Origin of the sequence: Collinsella sp. CLA-ER-H5 (genome assembly GCF_040092375.1) — a bacterium.
GTDB lineage: Bacteria > Actinomycetota > Coriobacteriia > Coriobacteriales > Coriobacteriaceae > Collinsella.
This window is the reverse complement of sequence record NZ_JBBNLR010000028.1, coordinates 1-14085: the sequence shown is the minus strand read 5'-3', so window position 1 is coordinate 14085 and position 14085 is coordinate 1. Positions and strand designations below refer to the sequence as shown.

Sequence of the window (14085 nt, the reverse complement as noted above, 5' to 3'; positions counted from 1 at the left end):
GCAGCGGCACCGGCAGAGCTCGCGGTGCTGAATACTCCGTTTTTTGCACGGCACGGGCGGGGGTACATCAGGATCAGGAAGAATATCCCAGCCTTTTTATGCAATCTGTAATGGGAAGTATGCAAAACACCAAGAGGCAGCATTGCTGATGTCCAAATTGAGCGCGCAGGGCAGCGGCGCATCCGCCCTGCGCCCAAATCCATCAGAGCGGGGACGCTCCTAACAAATCCCCACCGGCAAACAAACGCGACTCGAGCGCTATCCCAAAATAGGCTGTCCGAGCCGCGCTTAACGGTACGGCATGAATACTTAGCGCTCGTAAATCAAGTTACCTGCCAGGTAGGTGGCCTGAACTTTTGTGGCCTGGAGGTCTTGGGGGTCAACGGTGAGCGGGTTTTGGTCCAGGACTACCAGATCGGCGTATTTGCCGAGTTCCAGGCTGCCGAGGTTTTGCTCGTCGCCTGCCGCGTAGGCGCTGCCCAGGGTGTAGTTGCGCAGGGCTGTTGCCGCATCGATGCGCTCGCTCGGCAGCCAGCCGCCCTCGGGCCAGTGGCTTTTGGGGTCCTGGCGCGTGATAGCCGTGTAGAGCACGTTCATGCTGGTAACAGCTGTGATGGGGCTGTCGGTACCGAAGGCTTGGCGAATGCCGCGCTGCTTATAGGTTGCGAACGGCCACATGATGCGGCTGCGCTCCAAGCCCAGGTCGCGCTCCGGACCACCCGGGTCGAGCGTGATATGGCAGGGCTGGCTCGAGGCAACCACGTCGAGCTTGCGCAGGCGGTCGATGTCCTCGGGCAAGAGGTTCTCCAGATGCTCAAGCGTGTTATGACCGTGCTGGGGCAGGCCGTACAGGTCGGCCGCTTCCTCGAAGATATCCAGCGCGGCATGAATCGCACCGTCACCAATGACGTGGATGCGCACGGTGTGACCGCGCTCCGCGGCCGCCAGAACCAGTTTGCGCATGCGCTCAGCCGGAACCGTCAGACGGCCCTGGTCGCCCGGGAAGCGCGGATTGGTATAGGGCTCGGTGAGATATGCCGTGTGTTCGCTCGACACGCCATCGAAGAACTGCTTAAAACCAGGCGCCGAGAGCAGCGCGTTGTTCGCGTAGCGGGTCTGCAGTTCTTCTAAGCGCGATTGGTCATCCAGCAGTGTGGGGAATAGATGGGCTCGGATGCCCAGTTTGCCGGCTGCCTGCAGTTTGTCGTAGACGTCGTCGCGGATAAAATCGCAGCCCGGCATGGGCATGAGCGACATATCGCAGATCGAGGTGATGCCCTGCTCGGCCATACGCTTCATCTGGTCGGCGTAAGCGCTCGCGATGCGGTCCTCGCCCAGCCACTCCAGGCAGCGCGGTAGCAGCTGCATGGCAGCCGCCTCGTGAGCAATGCCCGTGAGCTCGCCGTTTGCATCCTTGTCGTAGCTGCCGCCCGCTGGCGGCTCGCTGTCGCGTGTGACGCCGAGCGCCTCGAGTGCGCGGCTGTTGAGCCAAAGCGTATGCCCGTCGCCCGAATACATAACGCAGGGACGATCGGGGAATGCCGCATCGAGCGACGCCTTGGTAGGATGCTCGGGCGGGTCCCAACGGTAGTCGCGCCAGCCCTGCGTCACAACCCAAGCGTCATCGGGCAGGTCCTGGGAAAACTCGAGCGCATGTTGCACCAGCGCCGCCTCGGACGTGCCCATATCCATAAGCATGTACGGCGAGGAACCGACCGAGGTATGGAAGAAGTGCAGATGAGCGTCATGGAAACCGGGGCAGACAAACTGCTCGCCGTAGTCGATAACCGACGTGGCGGCGGGAGCGGCGGCGATCACGTCATCGGGCGCACCGACTGCGACGATACGGTCGCCTGCGATGGCAATCGCCAGCTCGCGGGCGGTATCGATGCCGTCTTGCGCGGTAAAGACGTTCTTGGAGCGGATAATCCGATCGATATGTTGCATGGGCATCCCCATCTCTGGCAGGAAATTCAACACCCCCGAGTGTACTCCCCCGCCCTTGTAACAAAACCCCAAGCGGCAAACGGCAACTTTACCAGCCCTAGCGGCAGGTGGCATACTGGAGAGAGCCTGTACGATTTTGCGATCAACCCAGCAAGGAGCAAATCGACCATGACGAAGACCAAGGCACAGCAGATTATGGCGGCGACCGAGGCTCGCGCGGCTGACGACGTCACCGCAGCCATCAAAGATATCGCTACCGAGTTTGAACCCTATATCATCAAGCAGCGCCGGCACTTCCATAAGCACCCGGAGCTGAGCCTTGCCGAGGAGCGCACGACCTCCGACATCGCCAACCAGCTCGACGCCATGAATATCCCCTATGAGCGTCCCCTTAAGACGGGTCTGGTGGCGACCCTTCGCGGCACCGCGCCCGATGCCTACCGCGAGGACGGCACGCCGCGCCGCCGCATCCTGCTGCGTGCGGATATCGACGCCCTGCCCGTCACCGAGCAGACCGGCGAGGAATTTGCCAGCGTCAACGAGGGCTGCATGCACGCCTGCGGCCACGACTGCCACATCGCCATGATGCTCGGCACGCTGCAGATTCTGCGCCATATGACCGACGACATCCACGGCGAGGTCCGCATCGTCTTCCAGCCCAGCGAGGAAAACGGCCAGGGCGCCAAGCTCATGATCGGCACGGGTGTGCTCGACGGCGTCGATGGCGCCTACGCCGCGCACATCTGGAGTGAGGTCGACGCCGGCACCGTGAGCTGCGAGCCCGGCCCGCGCATGGCCAATACCGACTGGTTCCGCATCGACGTCCGCGGCACCTCATGCCACGGCGCCATGCCCCAGCGCGGCCACGACGCCGTTATGGTTGCCGCCGAGATCGTCAACGCTCTGCAGACCATCGTCTCGCGCGAGATCAGCCCCTATGAGCCGGCTGTCATCACCGTCGGCGAGCTGCACGGCGGCACCGCGCGCAACGTTATCGCCGGCACGGCCTACCTTGCCGGCACGGTGCGCACCTACGGAGATTCGACCCACGAGGAAATGCCGGAGCTTATGCGCCGCATCGTGGAGCATACCGCGGCCGCCTTGGGCGCCGAGGCAGAGCTCACCGACTACACCATCGCCAACTACAAGGTCGAAAACGACGCCGCCTCGAGCGAGCGCTGCCGTCAGGCTGTAATCAAGTGCCTGGGCCCCACCGGTCAAGGCCATTACCGTGGCACGCTTTCGGGCGAGGATTTTTCGGAGTACCTGCGCCGCGTGCCGGGCGTGCTCGCCTTTGTAGGTACGCGCAACCCCAAGATTGGTGCCACGTACGCCCAACATTCCTGCTTCTACAAGATCGACGAGACCGTGCTGGCAAAGGGCTCCATGGTGGCCGCCCAGTATGCTATCGACTTTTTGGCCGAGCCCACGCAAGAGGAGCTCGACGGCCCCACGATCGCCGCGGTTGCCGAGACCAACCCCGACTTGGCCGCCAAGCTGCGCTCTGCCAAGGCAACAGCCGCTGAGGCGCGCGACGCCATGCACGATGCTCGCACCGCTCGCCATGCTGCAATCAAGGGCATCCACGATGCGCGGGCTGCCGCTCGCCACGAGGAGAAGCGCGACGAGTAGCCATCACGCCCACCCATAACAACCTGGCTAGAGCAAAGCGGGGGCGAACGTTATCTCAACGTTCGCCCCCGCTTATGTGTCGACCGCTTTTCTAGCGCGTCCTCCGTCACGACAGGAAAGAGCGAAGGATGGTGAGCCAGCGTGGGGGTTCGAGGTGGATGATGTCGTCGGGGACTCCGGCGGGCGCATGGCCGCCAAAGAGTAGGCCGGCATCTACCGGATTGATGAGGCGCACGATCCATACGGCGATGACCAGCATGCACAACACGGTGACTGCAATGTCGACACCACGCTTTAGCTTGCTCGATGCCACCTCCTCGCGCACGAACGCGAGCACAAACGCAATCGGCACCACCCAAAACAGCGGATGGTAGGCAAAGGCCGCCGCAAAATCGAGACGCAGCGCCGCCAGCCACGCCCTCGTCATGCCGCATCCCGGACAAGGAGCGCCCGTCATCATTCGAAAAATGCAGCCGATATCGAGCAGGTAGAGCGCGAGCCAGGCAACAAAGAGCGCGCCGGTGCAAAAAAGGGCGCGGCGAAGGAGCTCTGCCGTGCCCCTATGTCCCTGGGAGCTGTTCACGCCGCCCTTATTGTTAGGCACGAGCGCCAAGGCGAGTGTTGTAAGCCGTTGCCATGGCATTGGTATTATTGATGATGATGTTCATAGCGAAGATGGGACCAAGGCCGCACAGGAGCGCGCCGAAGATCTGCCACAGAAGAACGGTGGTGCCGTTTTCCTGGAACACCAGGCCGTAGCGAGGAGCGTTGGCCTGCAGGCGGTTGCCAATCTTGTAATACCAGTAGTACGCGTAGAAGCCGCAGGTCACAAACGATAGAAGGATGAATTCCGCCAGACCCGGCGTGTAATCGCCGTCATCCTGACACAACGTGTTGACGTCGCGTGCCAAGCAATACAGGAAGTAGAACGAATAGATACCGCAGGTCACAAGAGAGAGCAGCAGCCAGCCGATCAGGCTGCGGTCAGCCTTAATGGGGCCATAGCCCATCGGAGCGGATGCGGACTGTTGGGCGTATTGACCGGTGTACTGCTGCTGAGGCTGGGGCACGGGCTGAATAGCCTGGGCCGGAGCGGGCTGGGGCTGCGGGGCCGGAGCGGCAGAAGCGGCACCAACGGCGGATCCGCAAACAGGGCAGAATTTGGCATCATCCGAAATGGGAGAACCACAAGTGGGACAGAACATGAGCCTCTCCTTTTCCTAAGGCGTCGCACGCCTTCAAACCTTACACGTCTACGTTCTCAACAATAGCCGCGACGTTGTTGCGCAACATTGACCAATTTCCGAGAAATTTTGCTGCAACCGTTTTCCCAGGCATTTTCTTGCTTTCGCAGTAGAAAAAGGCACCCCGGGCTCAGTTGCCCAGGGCGCCTCGACCGGCTATTCGGTTTGATTGTTTTCGGCAGCAGGATTATCGCCCGGCTCATCCGCCGGCGTGGCAACGGCATCCCAATCGGGCTCCGCAGGCGTCGCCTCGGACGCCGGTGCGGGGACAGGAGCAGGTGCCGGGGCAGGGGCAGGCGCGGGTGCCGGGGCAGGTGCAGGCGCGGGTGCCGGGGCAGGCGCAGCACCAGTGGCTGCCGTGGGATTGAATCCCGCAGGAGCAGGCTTCTTCTCACCCGGGAGCACAAAAGTCAAAACGTCGTCCTTGTCCTCATCGGCCCATTCGCTTGCATAACGTGCAGCCCAATAGCCAACGGCACGGTGCTTGAGCATCTTGCCAAAGACCGTAAGGAACACCGTGACGAATGCAATCAGCACCAGGAACAATACGAGCGTGACACCACCGGCGGTAACAATCGCCTCGATACCCGTGGGGCGATAGTAATAGCCGTACGCGCCAATTCCGGCGATGGCACCAAAGACAGCTGTCAAGATCCACGTAATGGCGTTGGAAACCAGGCCCGTCAAAAACTCGGGAAGGAACGAAGCGCAGAACAGCTTGGTCTTGTTGTGCTTAAACGCCGCCCAGACCTTGTCGAGCGAAAACGCGCTCTCAACGCGCCCGGTCACCGCAAAGTGCATCACGGCAATGTCGGCGAACATCTTAAAGAAGACCCCCAAGACTGCCGTGGCAATCATAGCCAGGACAAGCAGGCCGAGCGAACCGAACAGCGCAGCCTCGAGCGCATAGGAGCCATAGTAGGAGTACGAGCCTGCGGCACCAAGCGCCACGCCCTCCACCAGCGAAAGCACTACACCGATAACGGGAATGGCAGCGATAACCTCGAGCACGACCGAAATAACGCTCGAAAAGACTCCGAGACCAAACGACGTGGAACGCATCAGCGGACGATCCATGCCGTCATCGATCTTAAGCGACAGATCGCGACCCCACTCGATGCCAAAGCCGGAACCGCACACGCTCGCAATGCAAGCTGCCAAAAAGCCGATGGCAGCCGCAATGCCGCCAATAACGGGAATAAACAACACGAGCACCGACACAACGCAAATCAGCGCCGGCAAAAACGCGATTTGGCATACACGCTGAAGCACGCCCGGGGTCTTGGTCATATCCTGGAACGCCTGAACCACACAGCCCTTTGGCGCATTCGCCACGGGCGGTTGCGGAACAAACTGCTGGGGCTGAGGCTGTCCCTGGGGAGCGGGGCCAGCGGCACCGGCATTAGGAGCACCACACACGCCGCAGAACTTGTCGTTATCGCCCATGGGGGCGCCACACTGCGAGCAGAACATAGAATCATCCCTTCGTATCTAGAGCGAATCACCTGGATCGCAAACGATGTCTTTGGCATCATTATCACCCAATGTGAGTTCAAATACTCTTAGATGACGTATTTGCAACGCGCGAGGCGCTTTTCGATTGTTTGATGAATGCGTTCGCGCTAGTTCGTGCCGCGGAAACCCTTGCCGACGATCTCGGAACTGTCGACAATCGTGATAAAGGCACCCGGATCGACCTCGCGCGCATAGCGGCGCAGTTGCACGGCCTCGCGACGGCTCAGCACGCTCATGATCACCGTCACGCACTTGCCCGAGAAGGCACCGTAGCCGCGACTAATGGTCGCCGTACGGTTGAGATGCTTGACGATAAACTCCTCGACCTTAAGGGGCTCGGAACAAATGACCGTGCAGACCTTACGAAGGTGAATGCTCTCGATGGCTTTGTCGACCACAAGCGTCTTGGCAAACAGGCCGAGCACGCAATACAGACCGACACGCGGGCCGTACAAGAAGGCCGCGATGGCCACGATGCCGATATCGACCAGCAGCAGGGCGCGGCCAATCTCGAGCGTCGTGCGGCGCTTGAGGATCATGGCAAGAATGTCCGTGCCACCCGTCGAGGCGCCGATATCAAAGACGATGGCGCTGCCGAGCGCCGGCAGAATCACGGCAAAACACAGGTCGAGCCACATATCGCCCGTCATCGAGACACTGGTCGGGATAAAGAGCTCGAAAAGCGAAACATAGGCGGACAGCGCAAACGAGGCGAAGACGCTCCACAGGATTGCCTTGCGCTCCAAAAAGATAAAGCCCAAAACGACGAGAACCGCGTTGATAATCCACATAAAGACGCCGACGGGCAGGGTCGGGAACAGCGTGGACAGAATAACCGACACGCCCGAGGTGCCGCCAAAAGCAAAGTGATTAGGGGTTTTAAACGCAACGATGGCAAAGGCCGTAAGAATCAGGCCCAGATTGAGCTCGGCGAAAAAGCGCGGGAAGCCTGGCTCCTGGCTACGCTTTTGGCCGGCACGCTCGCCGCGCTCGATATCGGTGCGATCAACCACGCGCTCCATCGGCACCACGGGAGGACGATGTACCTCCTCGGCAGCTCGCGATGCCGCCTCTGCCGCGGCAGCCTCAATCGCCCATGCCTGGCTTTCTGTTTCGTGCTCGTCAGCCATTACGGCAACCCCTCGTTAACAATTTGGAAACAATGCGCCCATTAGGGTAACGCGGAACACGACGATTGCAACCCCTAGTTAGACGAGCGGTATGCCTACATCGGGGACATACAAATAACGGCCGGCCGCACATACATCCGTGCGGCCGGCCGTTTGACGTTTTCGCAGATAAAACCTGCTAAAATAAACATCCCTTTTTGGTAGGTTACTCGTGCTGGTTGGTGCGGTGCTCGTACTCCTCGGGGGTGATGACATCCTCGATGCGTAGGTTGACGCCTGCCACCTCAAGGCCGGTCATCGCGGCCAGACGCTCGGTCACGCGCGCCTTGACGTCGTCGAAAATCGCGGGCGCGTAGGCGCCGTACTCGATAATGACGGAAATGTTGACGACCACGCGGTTGTCATCGGTGACCTCGACCGTCACGCCCTTGGTCAGGTTCTCGGCACCAAACTGCTCCTGCACAAAGTGCATGAGGTTGCCCTTCATGCCCAGGACGTGCGGCACCTCGCGGGTGGCCATGGCGACGATCTTCTCGATTACACCGTTGGAATAGGTCAGCGAGTCCTCGGACTCGTCTGTTTCCTCATCATCCTCGTCCGCATCGTCGGCGGGTTCGGCCTCGACGAGCGCCTCGTCCTCGAGCGTTACGTCCTCGGCCTCGGCGGCGACGGTCTCGTCTGCCTCGGGCTCAGTATCGGCCACATCGACCTTCGTGTTAAAAGCCATGGTTCCTCCTTATGCCCACCGCACACGCGGCGGTCGAATACATACTAGCGGCCGCTAAACAGACGGCCGAAGAAGTTGACGATCCCGTTCTCGCCGTCACGGATCTGGCCAATCACGGCGCCGATCAGTACAAAGAATGCGATGACGAGCGTATCCCACAGGCCGAGCGTGAGCACCAGTACGGCGAGCACAAAACCAGCGACGGCTCCAAGCGTGGTATTGGGATGACGGACGGCATAGCTCCAGATGGCTGCCCCCGTACCCTTGATGAGACCCATGGCCTCATCAAAATCATTGGCGACCGCGTCATGCGACTCGGTACCCTCCACCTTGGGATCGACGACCTCGCTAGCCGGCGCGGCGCTCTGATCGATAGTCAGGCGCGGAGTGCGGACGGTCTTGTCTTGATTGGTATCACTCACCGGAAACCTCCACGGTCTGGACGGTAGTCTTGGACGGCAAAAAACGAACGCGTGCGGTCGTGCCCGGCGTGCCGAGCATGGTGTCGCAGGCCTCCTCGATACGTTGCTGCATCGCGGCTGCAAGGGAGGCCACATCCCGGTCGTCGAGCGCGATGGCGTCGACCTTAAAACGGACGCGCGATTCGTCGGAGCCCTGCACGCGCGCCTCGACATGCTCGACCATCACGCGGTCGTCGCGCTCTGCCGCGGTGCGAGCACACGAGGAGAGGGCGGCGAGCGTGACCTCGATATTACGCTCCCCCGCCGGATGCACGCAGGACGGCTCGCGACGAGCAAACATCAGGCGAAAGAAACACACGAGCACGCCGAGCGCCACGACACCGCCGCACGCCGTAACAACGATGCGAGGCAGCGGATCGCGCATCAACAGCATAAAGCGATAGGTATATGGCCCCCAAAACTGGCAGACTAACGTACCCAGCGCCACGACGGCGGCGGCAAGATACACGATCGCCAGGGCTCGTTTGAGCACGCGCATGCAGCGCTCCCTTCAAATCTCGATCCACAGAATGCAAAACGATTCGCATCATTATAAAAGAGCCGGGTCCGGTGCCTCATTGCACGCGGATCCGGCTCATCTATTCCACGAGGCTTGCATGCTCGCTTCATTATGCCCAGATATGCACGGCTCAATCCGTGCGGGCCTACTCCTCCTCGAGGGCAGCGATGACCTCGTCGGTCATGTCCATGGTGCTGTAAACATCCTGGACGTCGTCGAGCTCCTCAAGACGGTCGATGAGGCGCTGAACCTTCTTGGCGTCGGCGCCGGAGACCTCGGTCGGGGTGGTCGGGACCATGGTGGTCTCGGAGCCCTTGACCTGGACGCCCTGCTCCTCGAGCGCCTTGGAGACAGCCATGACCTCGTTGGCGGTAGTCCAGACGATCCACTCCTCGCCGGCGTCCTCGTAGTCCTCGCCACCGGCCTCGGCGATGGCCATCATGAACTCATCCTCGTCACCAGCAGCACCGTTGGCGATCATGGTCTCCTTCTTGGCGTTCTCGTCCAGGATCTCCTTGGCGACGACGATCTGACCCTTGCGCTCAAACTGGAAGGCGACGGAGCCGGAGGTGCCCAGGTTGCCACCAGCGTGGGAGAAGGCTGAACGGACATCGGCGGCGGTGCGGTTGCGGTTGTCGGTCAGGCAGTCGACGTAGACGGCGACACCGGCGGGACCGTAGCCCTCGTACACGATGTTCTCGTAGACGGCGGCATCGGCACCCGAACCAAAGGCCTTATCGATAGCAGACTTGATCTTGTCCTTAGGCATGGACTGAGCCTTAGCCTTGGCAACGGCAGCGGCGAGGCTGGCGTTGTTCTCGGGCAGCGGGTCGCCGCCGAGACGGGCAGCAACGGTGATGTTGCGGCTGAGCTTGGAGAAGAGGGCGGAACGCTTGGCGTCCTGCGCGCCCTTACGATGCTTGGTTGTGGCCCACTTAGAGTGTCCGGACATACGTGTCTCCTATCGGTTTCGACCTAAAGCCCAGCGCGAATGCTCGGGCAATATAAACAAACGCTATAAATGATATACCTACTGGCCTGTGAGATAAACAAAAAAATGAAGGCGTCGTGATGATGCAGCCCCTTGGCACAAAGCAGCCTGACCCCAATGCGCTAATCTTTGGTTAGGTCCAGAGGAGGTCGCTGCGGGTGATCGTGGCGCCGATGGCGAAAGGCATGCATGCAATGACCGGGTACAGGTAGCGCATGTAGGTCGACCCATTACATGGACCAATCAGGCACACAACGAGCACACCCAGCAGCGGTATCCAGATGGCCAGCGCGCGCCACGAATGGCGGCGCAACAGGTAGACCACCACGACGATCATGATCCACACGTAGGTGGCCGAGCTCATGGTGAGCGAGATAAACGGAATGCGCTGCACCGCCACGCGGTACAGGTTAATCAGGTGGTCGCACCAGCGCACGGCTTTGCTGTCGACCGGATGGAAGTCAAAGTACTTGAGGTTATCGGGCTTCGCCATGATCTCGGCACTGCGCGCCGTGCTGTAGACCCACGCATCGCGGGCACTCGGATAAAAGTAGCCGTAGTAGTTATTGATGAGCGCCGAGATATAGCACTCGGGATCCTTTTTGAACATCTGGGCCCACACCTCAAAATAGGCCTTGATGTCCTCCTGCGAGGCGTACTCGTTAAAGCAATTTTTGACGGCGTCCGACTTATCCGGGTTGTAACGGCGGCCCAGATTCTCGTACTTGAGCACACGGTCGATCACGGCACGCTCTTCGTCGGTCACCAAGCCGTCGCAAGGAGCCTCCACGATGGTGCCGTCCTCCTTAACCGTGGGGTTGACGCCCGAGTTGAGGCCGTCGTGCTTTTGGACAAAACGAGCCGTCTGCTGGAACGGAATCGAGAGGATTTCGCGCTTGGAACCAGGCGTGATGTCATGTGCCGGCATAAAGACCTTGGTGAAGTACATATTAGAGGCAAGGCAGAGTGCAAGCACCGCAAGAACTCCCACCCAGCGGAAACGCGGGGTGGTGCCCGAAGGCGCAGCACCAGCCTGCTTGGCTGCACGACGAGCCACGTGCGCGTCCCATGCGCAAAACGCCGCCGCGATTACGCATGCCGCCAGGGGAAACACCAGGCCGCCGTTGCGCAGAAACGTGGAACCCATGGCGCCCATAGCGAGCAGCAGCCAGTCATGGCGCACAAAGAGCACGGGCCTCTGTTCGCCCGCACGCTCGGCATTGGCATCGCGACGGGGCAGGCCGCATGCCACAAGCTTCACGGTCTGCACCAACAGCACCAAAAACGCGTCGGCAAACAGCACATCTTTGGTAAGCAGGGCCGCGTAGTTGGAGAACATGGGCATAAACACAAAGAACAGCAAGATCACGCCGCGGACCGGCAGGCTCACGCCTAGCTTGCGCAGCGACGAGATGGAATAGGCCATACAGGCGGCCGTAATGACGAACTGAGCGCAGGTGTAGATGGCAAGACCTGCGTTGGCGCTGTTGAACAGTGAAAGCCCCAGCTGGACGCACGAACCGATGATAGCCGTGTGCACCACGGGGTGATGTCCGTTGAGCAACACATTGGGATTGAGCAGACGCAGGTAGTCGCTCGTGCCGTTGGGATAGTTGAACCATTGGCGGATCTGCGCGCCCGTATCTCCCATAAAGAGGCCGGGCAGCGAGGCGATAAGCGTGGGCGCCCAGGCAATCATGAGCACAAGAAACGGCCCGACAAAGGGATGGACCGAGAGCACGGCGTGGGCAACACGCCACACGCGGCCAAAGTGGGTCTCCGAAAACGGAATGCGGCGGGAGCTCAACCAATCCAAAAACTCAAAAGCCAGATAGAAGGCCACAATCGCCAGAAGCATCCAGCCCGCGCCGCCAATCCAGGCGCAGATAACGCGTGCCTTGTCGCCCAGCACAATCTCTGCCGAATCGGCAAGGTCGTAGCTACGGCCGAACACCATGCAAACGGCAAAGAACAGCGATGGCAGCACGACCGACGGGCGCCAAGCGTCACCGCGGCCAAAGAACACATAGCGAAACGGCAGCGTGAGCAAGCAGGCAAGCGCGAGCAGCATCACTGCGTCGGTATGGCCGGCAAACGAGAGAAGTACCTCGTAGCACACGTAGAGCGTGCCCGTCGCCTTGGGGTCGATCGCCAGGACCGCGTTGCTCGACACCGGGGCGGGATCGATGGAAAACGCCGTGGTCGCCAGCAGGGCGAGCAAAAATGCGATGAGCGTCTGTTTGGCGGGATAGCGCTTAAACCAAACGATGCGGGCGGCGTCGCGCGCAGCCGTTGCGGAGAGGTCGGAATCCTTCACAGTCCGAATAGCCTTTCTAGAAACCTGCCAAAAAGGGACAGGTTTATTTTGGCAGGTTTTATCTGGGGAAACGTTACGGTTCTGTCATCGTTGCCCGGCAAAACCACCACAAAGGTGCCTGTCCCCCTTGTGGTGACATGTGGTGGCTAGGCGTCGAGGTAGATGCGCTGGGGGCGATTGCGGTGTCGGGCGAAGATGATGAGCGCCAGTCCTGCGATTACGAGCGGCAGGCTCAGCAGCTGACCCATGGTGATGACGCCGCCCAGCAGATAGCCCAGCTGGGCATCGGGCACGCGCACAAACTCAATGAGGAAGCGGACGATGCCGTAACCCATCACAAACACGCCCATAAACGTGCCCTGGGGCAGCAGCGGTTTTTTGCGGCTGAGCACCTGCAAGATGCAAAAGAGCACAATGCCCTCTAGGAATGCCTCGTAGAGCTGGGAGGGATGGCGCGGCATATCGCCCGCGGCGCCGCCGAAGATCACGCCCCAGGGCAAATCGGTCGGCTTGCCCCACAGCTCGCCGTTGACAAAGTTGGCGCAGCGCCCCAGGCACAGGGCCAGCGGAGCACCGATAACGGCAAGGTCGGCGATAGTCCAGGCATCGAGCTTGTACATACGGCACACGAGCACGCCACCGATGATGCCGCCCACCAGGCCGCCGTGGAAACTCATGCCGCCTTCGTTGGTGGCGAAGATCTCGAGCGGATGCGCCCAGTAGTAGCCATCACCGTAAAAGATGACGTAGAACAGGCGGGCGCCAATGATAAGGCCAAAGACCACACCGACCACGACGCTCGTCAGGTCGTCGACCGTAATGTCGAAACCCCAGCGACGCTGCGTGCGATACATGACGACCGCCGTGAGCAGAGCGCCGACCACGTAGGCCAAGCCGTACCAGTAGATGGTGATGGGCCCCGCCGAAATCGCGACGGGATCAAGCATATGGTAGAGGTCGTTGAGCATATCGGTCCCCTTGCTCCCTACATACAAATGCGGCCGCGGGCCTTGCGCTCGCAGCCGCATATTTGGGCGTGACGTCTATGCGGAGCACATCGCCCGCAGCTTTCGCATCTTAGAACGGCGCATACTCGTCGTACAGGTCCTCGGTCTCGCCGGAGGCATTGACCTGCTCGACACGGGTAACGCCGGGTACGTGCTCCTTGAGGATACGCTCGATACCCATGGACAGGGTCAGTGCGCTCATAGGGCAGCCGGCGCAGGCACCCTGAAGCTCAAGCTGGACGACGCCCTCGTCGTCGACGCCCACATACTCCATATCGCCGCCGTCAGCCTGCAGGTTGGGGCGGATCTCCTCAAGAACCTTCTTAAGCAGCTCTTCGTTAACAGCCACAGGGGCTCCTTTCTCACAATAACGCGGGCGCGCCCGCGGACAGAGCTATGTTACTACAGCCATGTACCCGCTCACGAGCCGTCCATGCGCGCGGACACGACTTTCACGAGCAGTCAATTTGAACTGCGCCCCAATTCTTGGACGGGCTAATAAGCGGCCTACGCCGCACATAGGGACTGATTCCGGAATTCCTCCGGGGTCAGTCCCTTCAGTTTAACCTGCCTCCTTCTCGTGTTCCAATGGAT

The 14085-nt window shown here is 60.6% G+C and carries 13 protein-coding genes; 1 reads left to right on the top strand and 12 read right to left on the bottom strand.

The genetic code is table 11. The annotated features are described in order from the left end of the window. Window positions 1-309 precede the first annotated feature (309 nt). Entirely contained in the window at window positions 310-1947 is a 1638-nt protein-coding gene (locus AAAX31_RS09320) for an amidohydrolase (protein ID WP_233506162.1), read from the bottom strand. A gap of 168 nt (window positions 1948-2115) precedes the next feature. Between AAAX31_RS09320 and AAAX31_RS09315 the strand changes: the two genes are divergently transcribed. Further along, a complete protein-coding gene (locus AAAX31_RS09315; RefSeq protein ID WP_117848000.1) occupies window positions 2116-3579 on the top strand; it encodes a M20 family metallopeptidase in 1464 nt (487 codons plus the stop codon). Between the two features lie 106 nt (window positions 3580-3685). On the opposite strand, the gene AAAX31_RS09310 is transcribed toward AAAX31_RS09315, so the two are convergent. The 11 genes from AAAX31_RS09310 to AAAX31_RS09260 form a co-directional block, all read right to left on the bottom strand. Next, complete coding sequence (locus AAAX31_RS09310) at window positions 3686-4162, bottom strand: DUF2752 domain-containing protein (protein ID WP_199411372.1); 477 nt, start codon at window positions 4160-4162, stop codon at window positions 3686-3688. A gap of 13 nt (window positions 4163-4175) precedes the next feature. Continuing rightward, a complete protein-coding gene (locus AAAX31_RS09305; RefSeq protein ID WP_117770102.1) occupies window positions 4176-4784 on the bottom strand; it encodes a DUF4234 domain-containing protein in 609 nt (202 codons plus the stop codon). Between the two features lie 195 nt (window positions 4785-4979). Then, window positions 4980-6296: a zinc-ribbon domain-containing protein gene (locus tag AAAX31_RS09300; protein WP_117770101.1), complete on the bottom strand. Its 1317-nt coding sequence runs from the start codon at window positions 6294-6296 to the stop codon at window positions 4980-4982. 149 nt (window positions 6297-6445) lie between these two features. Then, complete coding sequence (locus AAAX31_RS09295) at window positions 6446-7468, bottom strand: YitT family protein (RefSeq protein ID WP_117770100.1); 1023 nt, start codon at window positions 7466-7468, stop codon at window positions 6446-6448. Between the two features lie 205 nt (window positions 7469-7673). Beyond that, complete coding sequence (locus AAAX31_RS09290; RefSeq protein WP_117770099.1) at window positions 7674-8195, bottom strand: Asp23/Gls24 family envelope stress response protein; 522 nt, start codon at window positions 8193-8195, stop codon at window positions 7674-7676. A gap of 44 nt (window positions 8196-8239) precedes the next feature. After that, entirely contained in the window at window positions 8240-8617 is a 378-nt protein-coding gene (locus AAAX31_RS09285) for a DUF2273 domain-containing protein (RefSeq protein WP_233504631.1), read from the bottom strand. After that, window positions 8610-9155, bottom strand: a complete 546-nt coding sequence (locus tag AAAX31_RS09280) for a hypothetical protein (protein ID WP_199412371.1) — start codon at window positions 9153-9155, stop codon at window positions 8610-8612. The genes AAAX31_RS09285 and AAAX31_RS09280 overlap by 8 nt, the downstream gene beginning before the upstream one ends. Before the next feature lie 166 nt (window positions 9156-9321). Next, window positions 9322-10128, bottom strand: a complete 807-nt coding sequence (locus AAAX31_RS09275) for a YebC/PmpR family DNA-binding transcriptional regulator (protein WP_006234926.1) — start codon at window positions 10126-10128, stop codon at window positions 9322-9324. A 172-nt stretch (window positions 10129-10300) separates the two neighbouring features. Then, window positions 10301-12484, bottom strand: coding sequence for a DUF6020 family protein (locus AAAX31_RS09270; RefSeq protein WP_233504630.1), 2184 nt, complete (start codon window positions 12482-12484; stop codon window positions 10301-10303). Window positions 12485-12630: 146 nt separating this feature from the next. After that, the gene (gene lgt, locus AAAX31_RS09265; RefSeq protein WP_117847997.1) at window positions 12631-13452 is read right to left on the bottom strand and encodes a prolipoprotein diacylglyceryl transferase; all 822 of its coding nucleotides are present in this window, start codon (window positions 13450-13452) and stop codon (window positions 12631-12633) included. A gap of 109 nt (window positions 13453-13561) precedes the next feature. Continuing rightward, the gene (locus tag AAAX31_RS09260) at window positions 13562-13840 is read right to left on the bottom strand and encodes a NifU family protein (RefSeq protein WP_117847995.1); all 279 of its coding nucleotides are present in this window, start codon (window positions 13838-13840) and stop codon (window positions 13562-13564) included. Window positions 13841-14085: the final 245 nt, after the last annotated feature.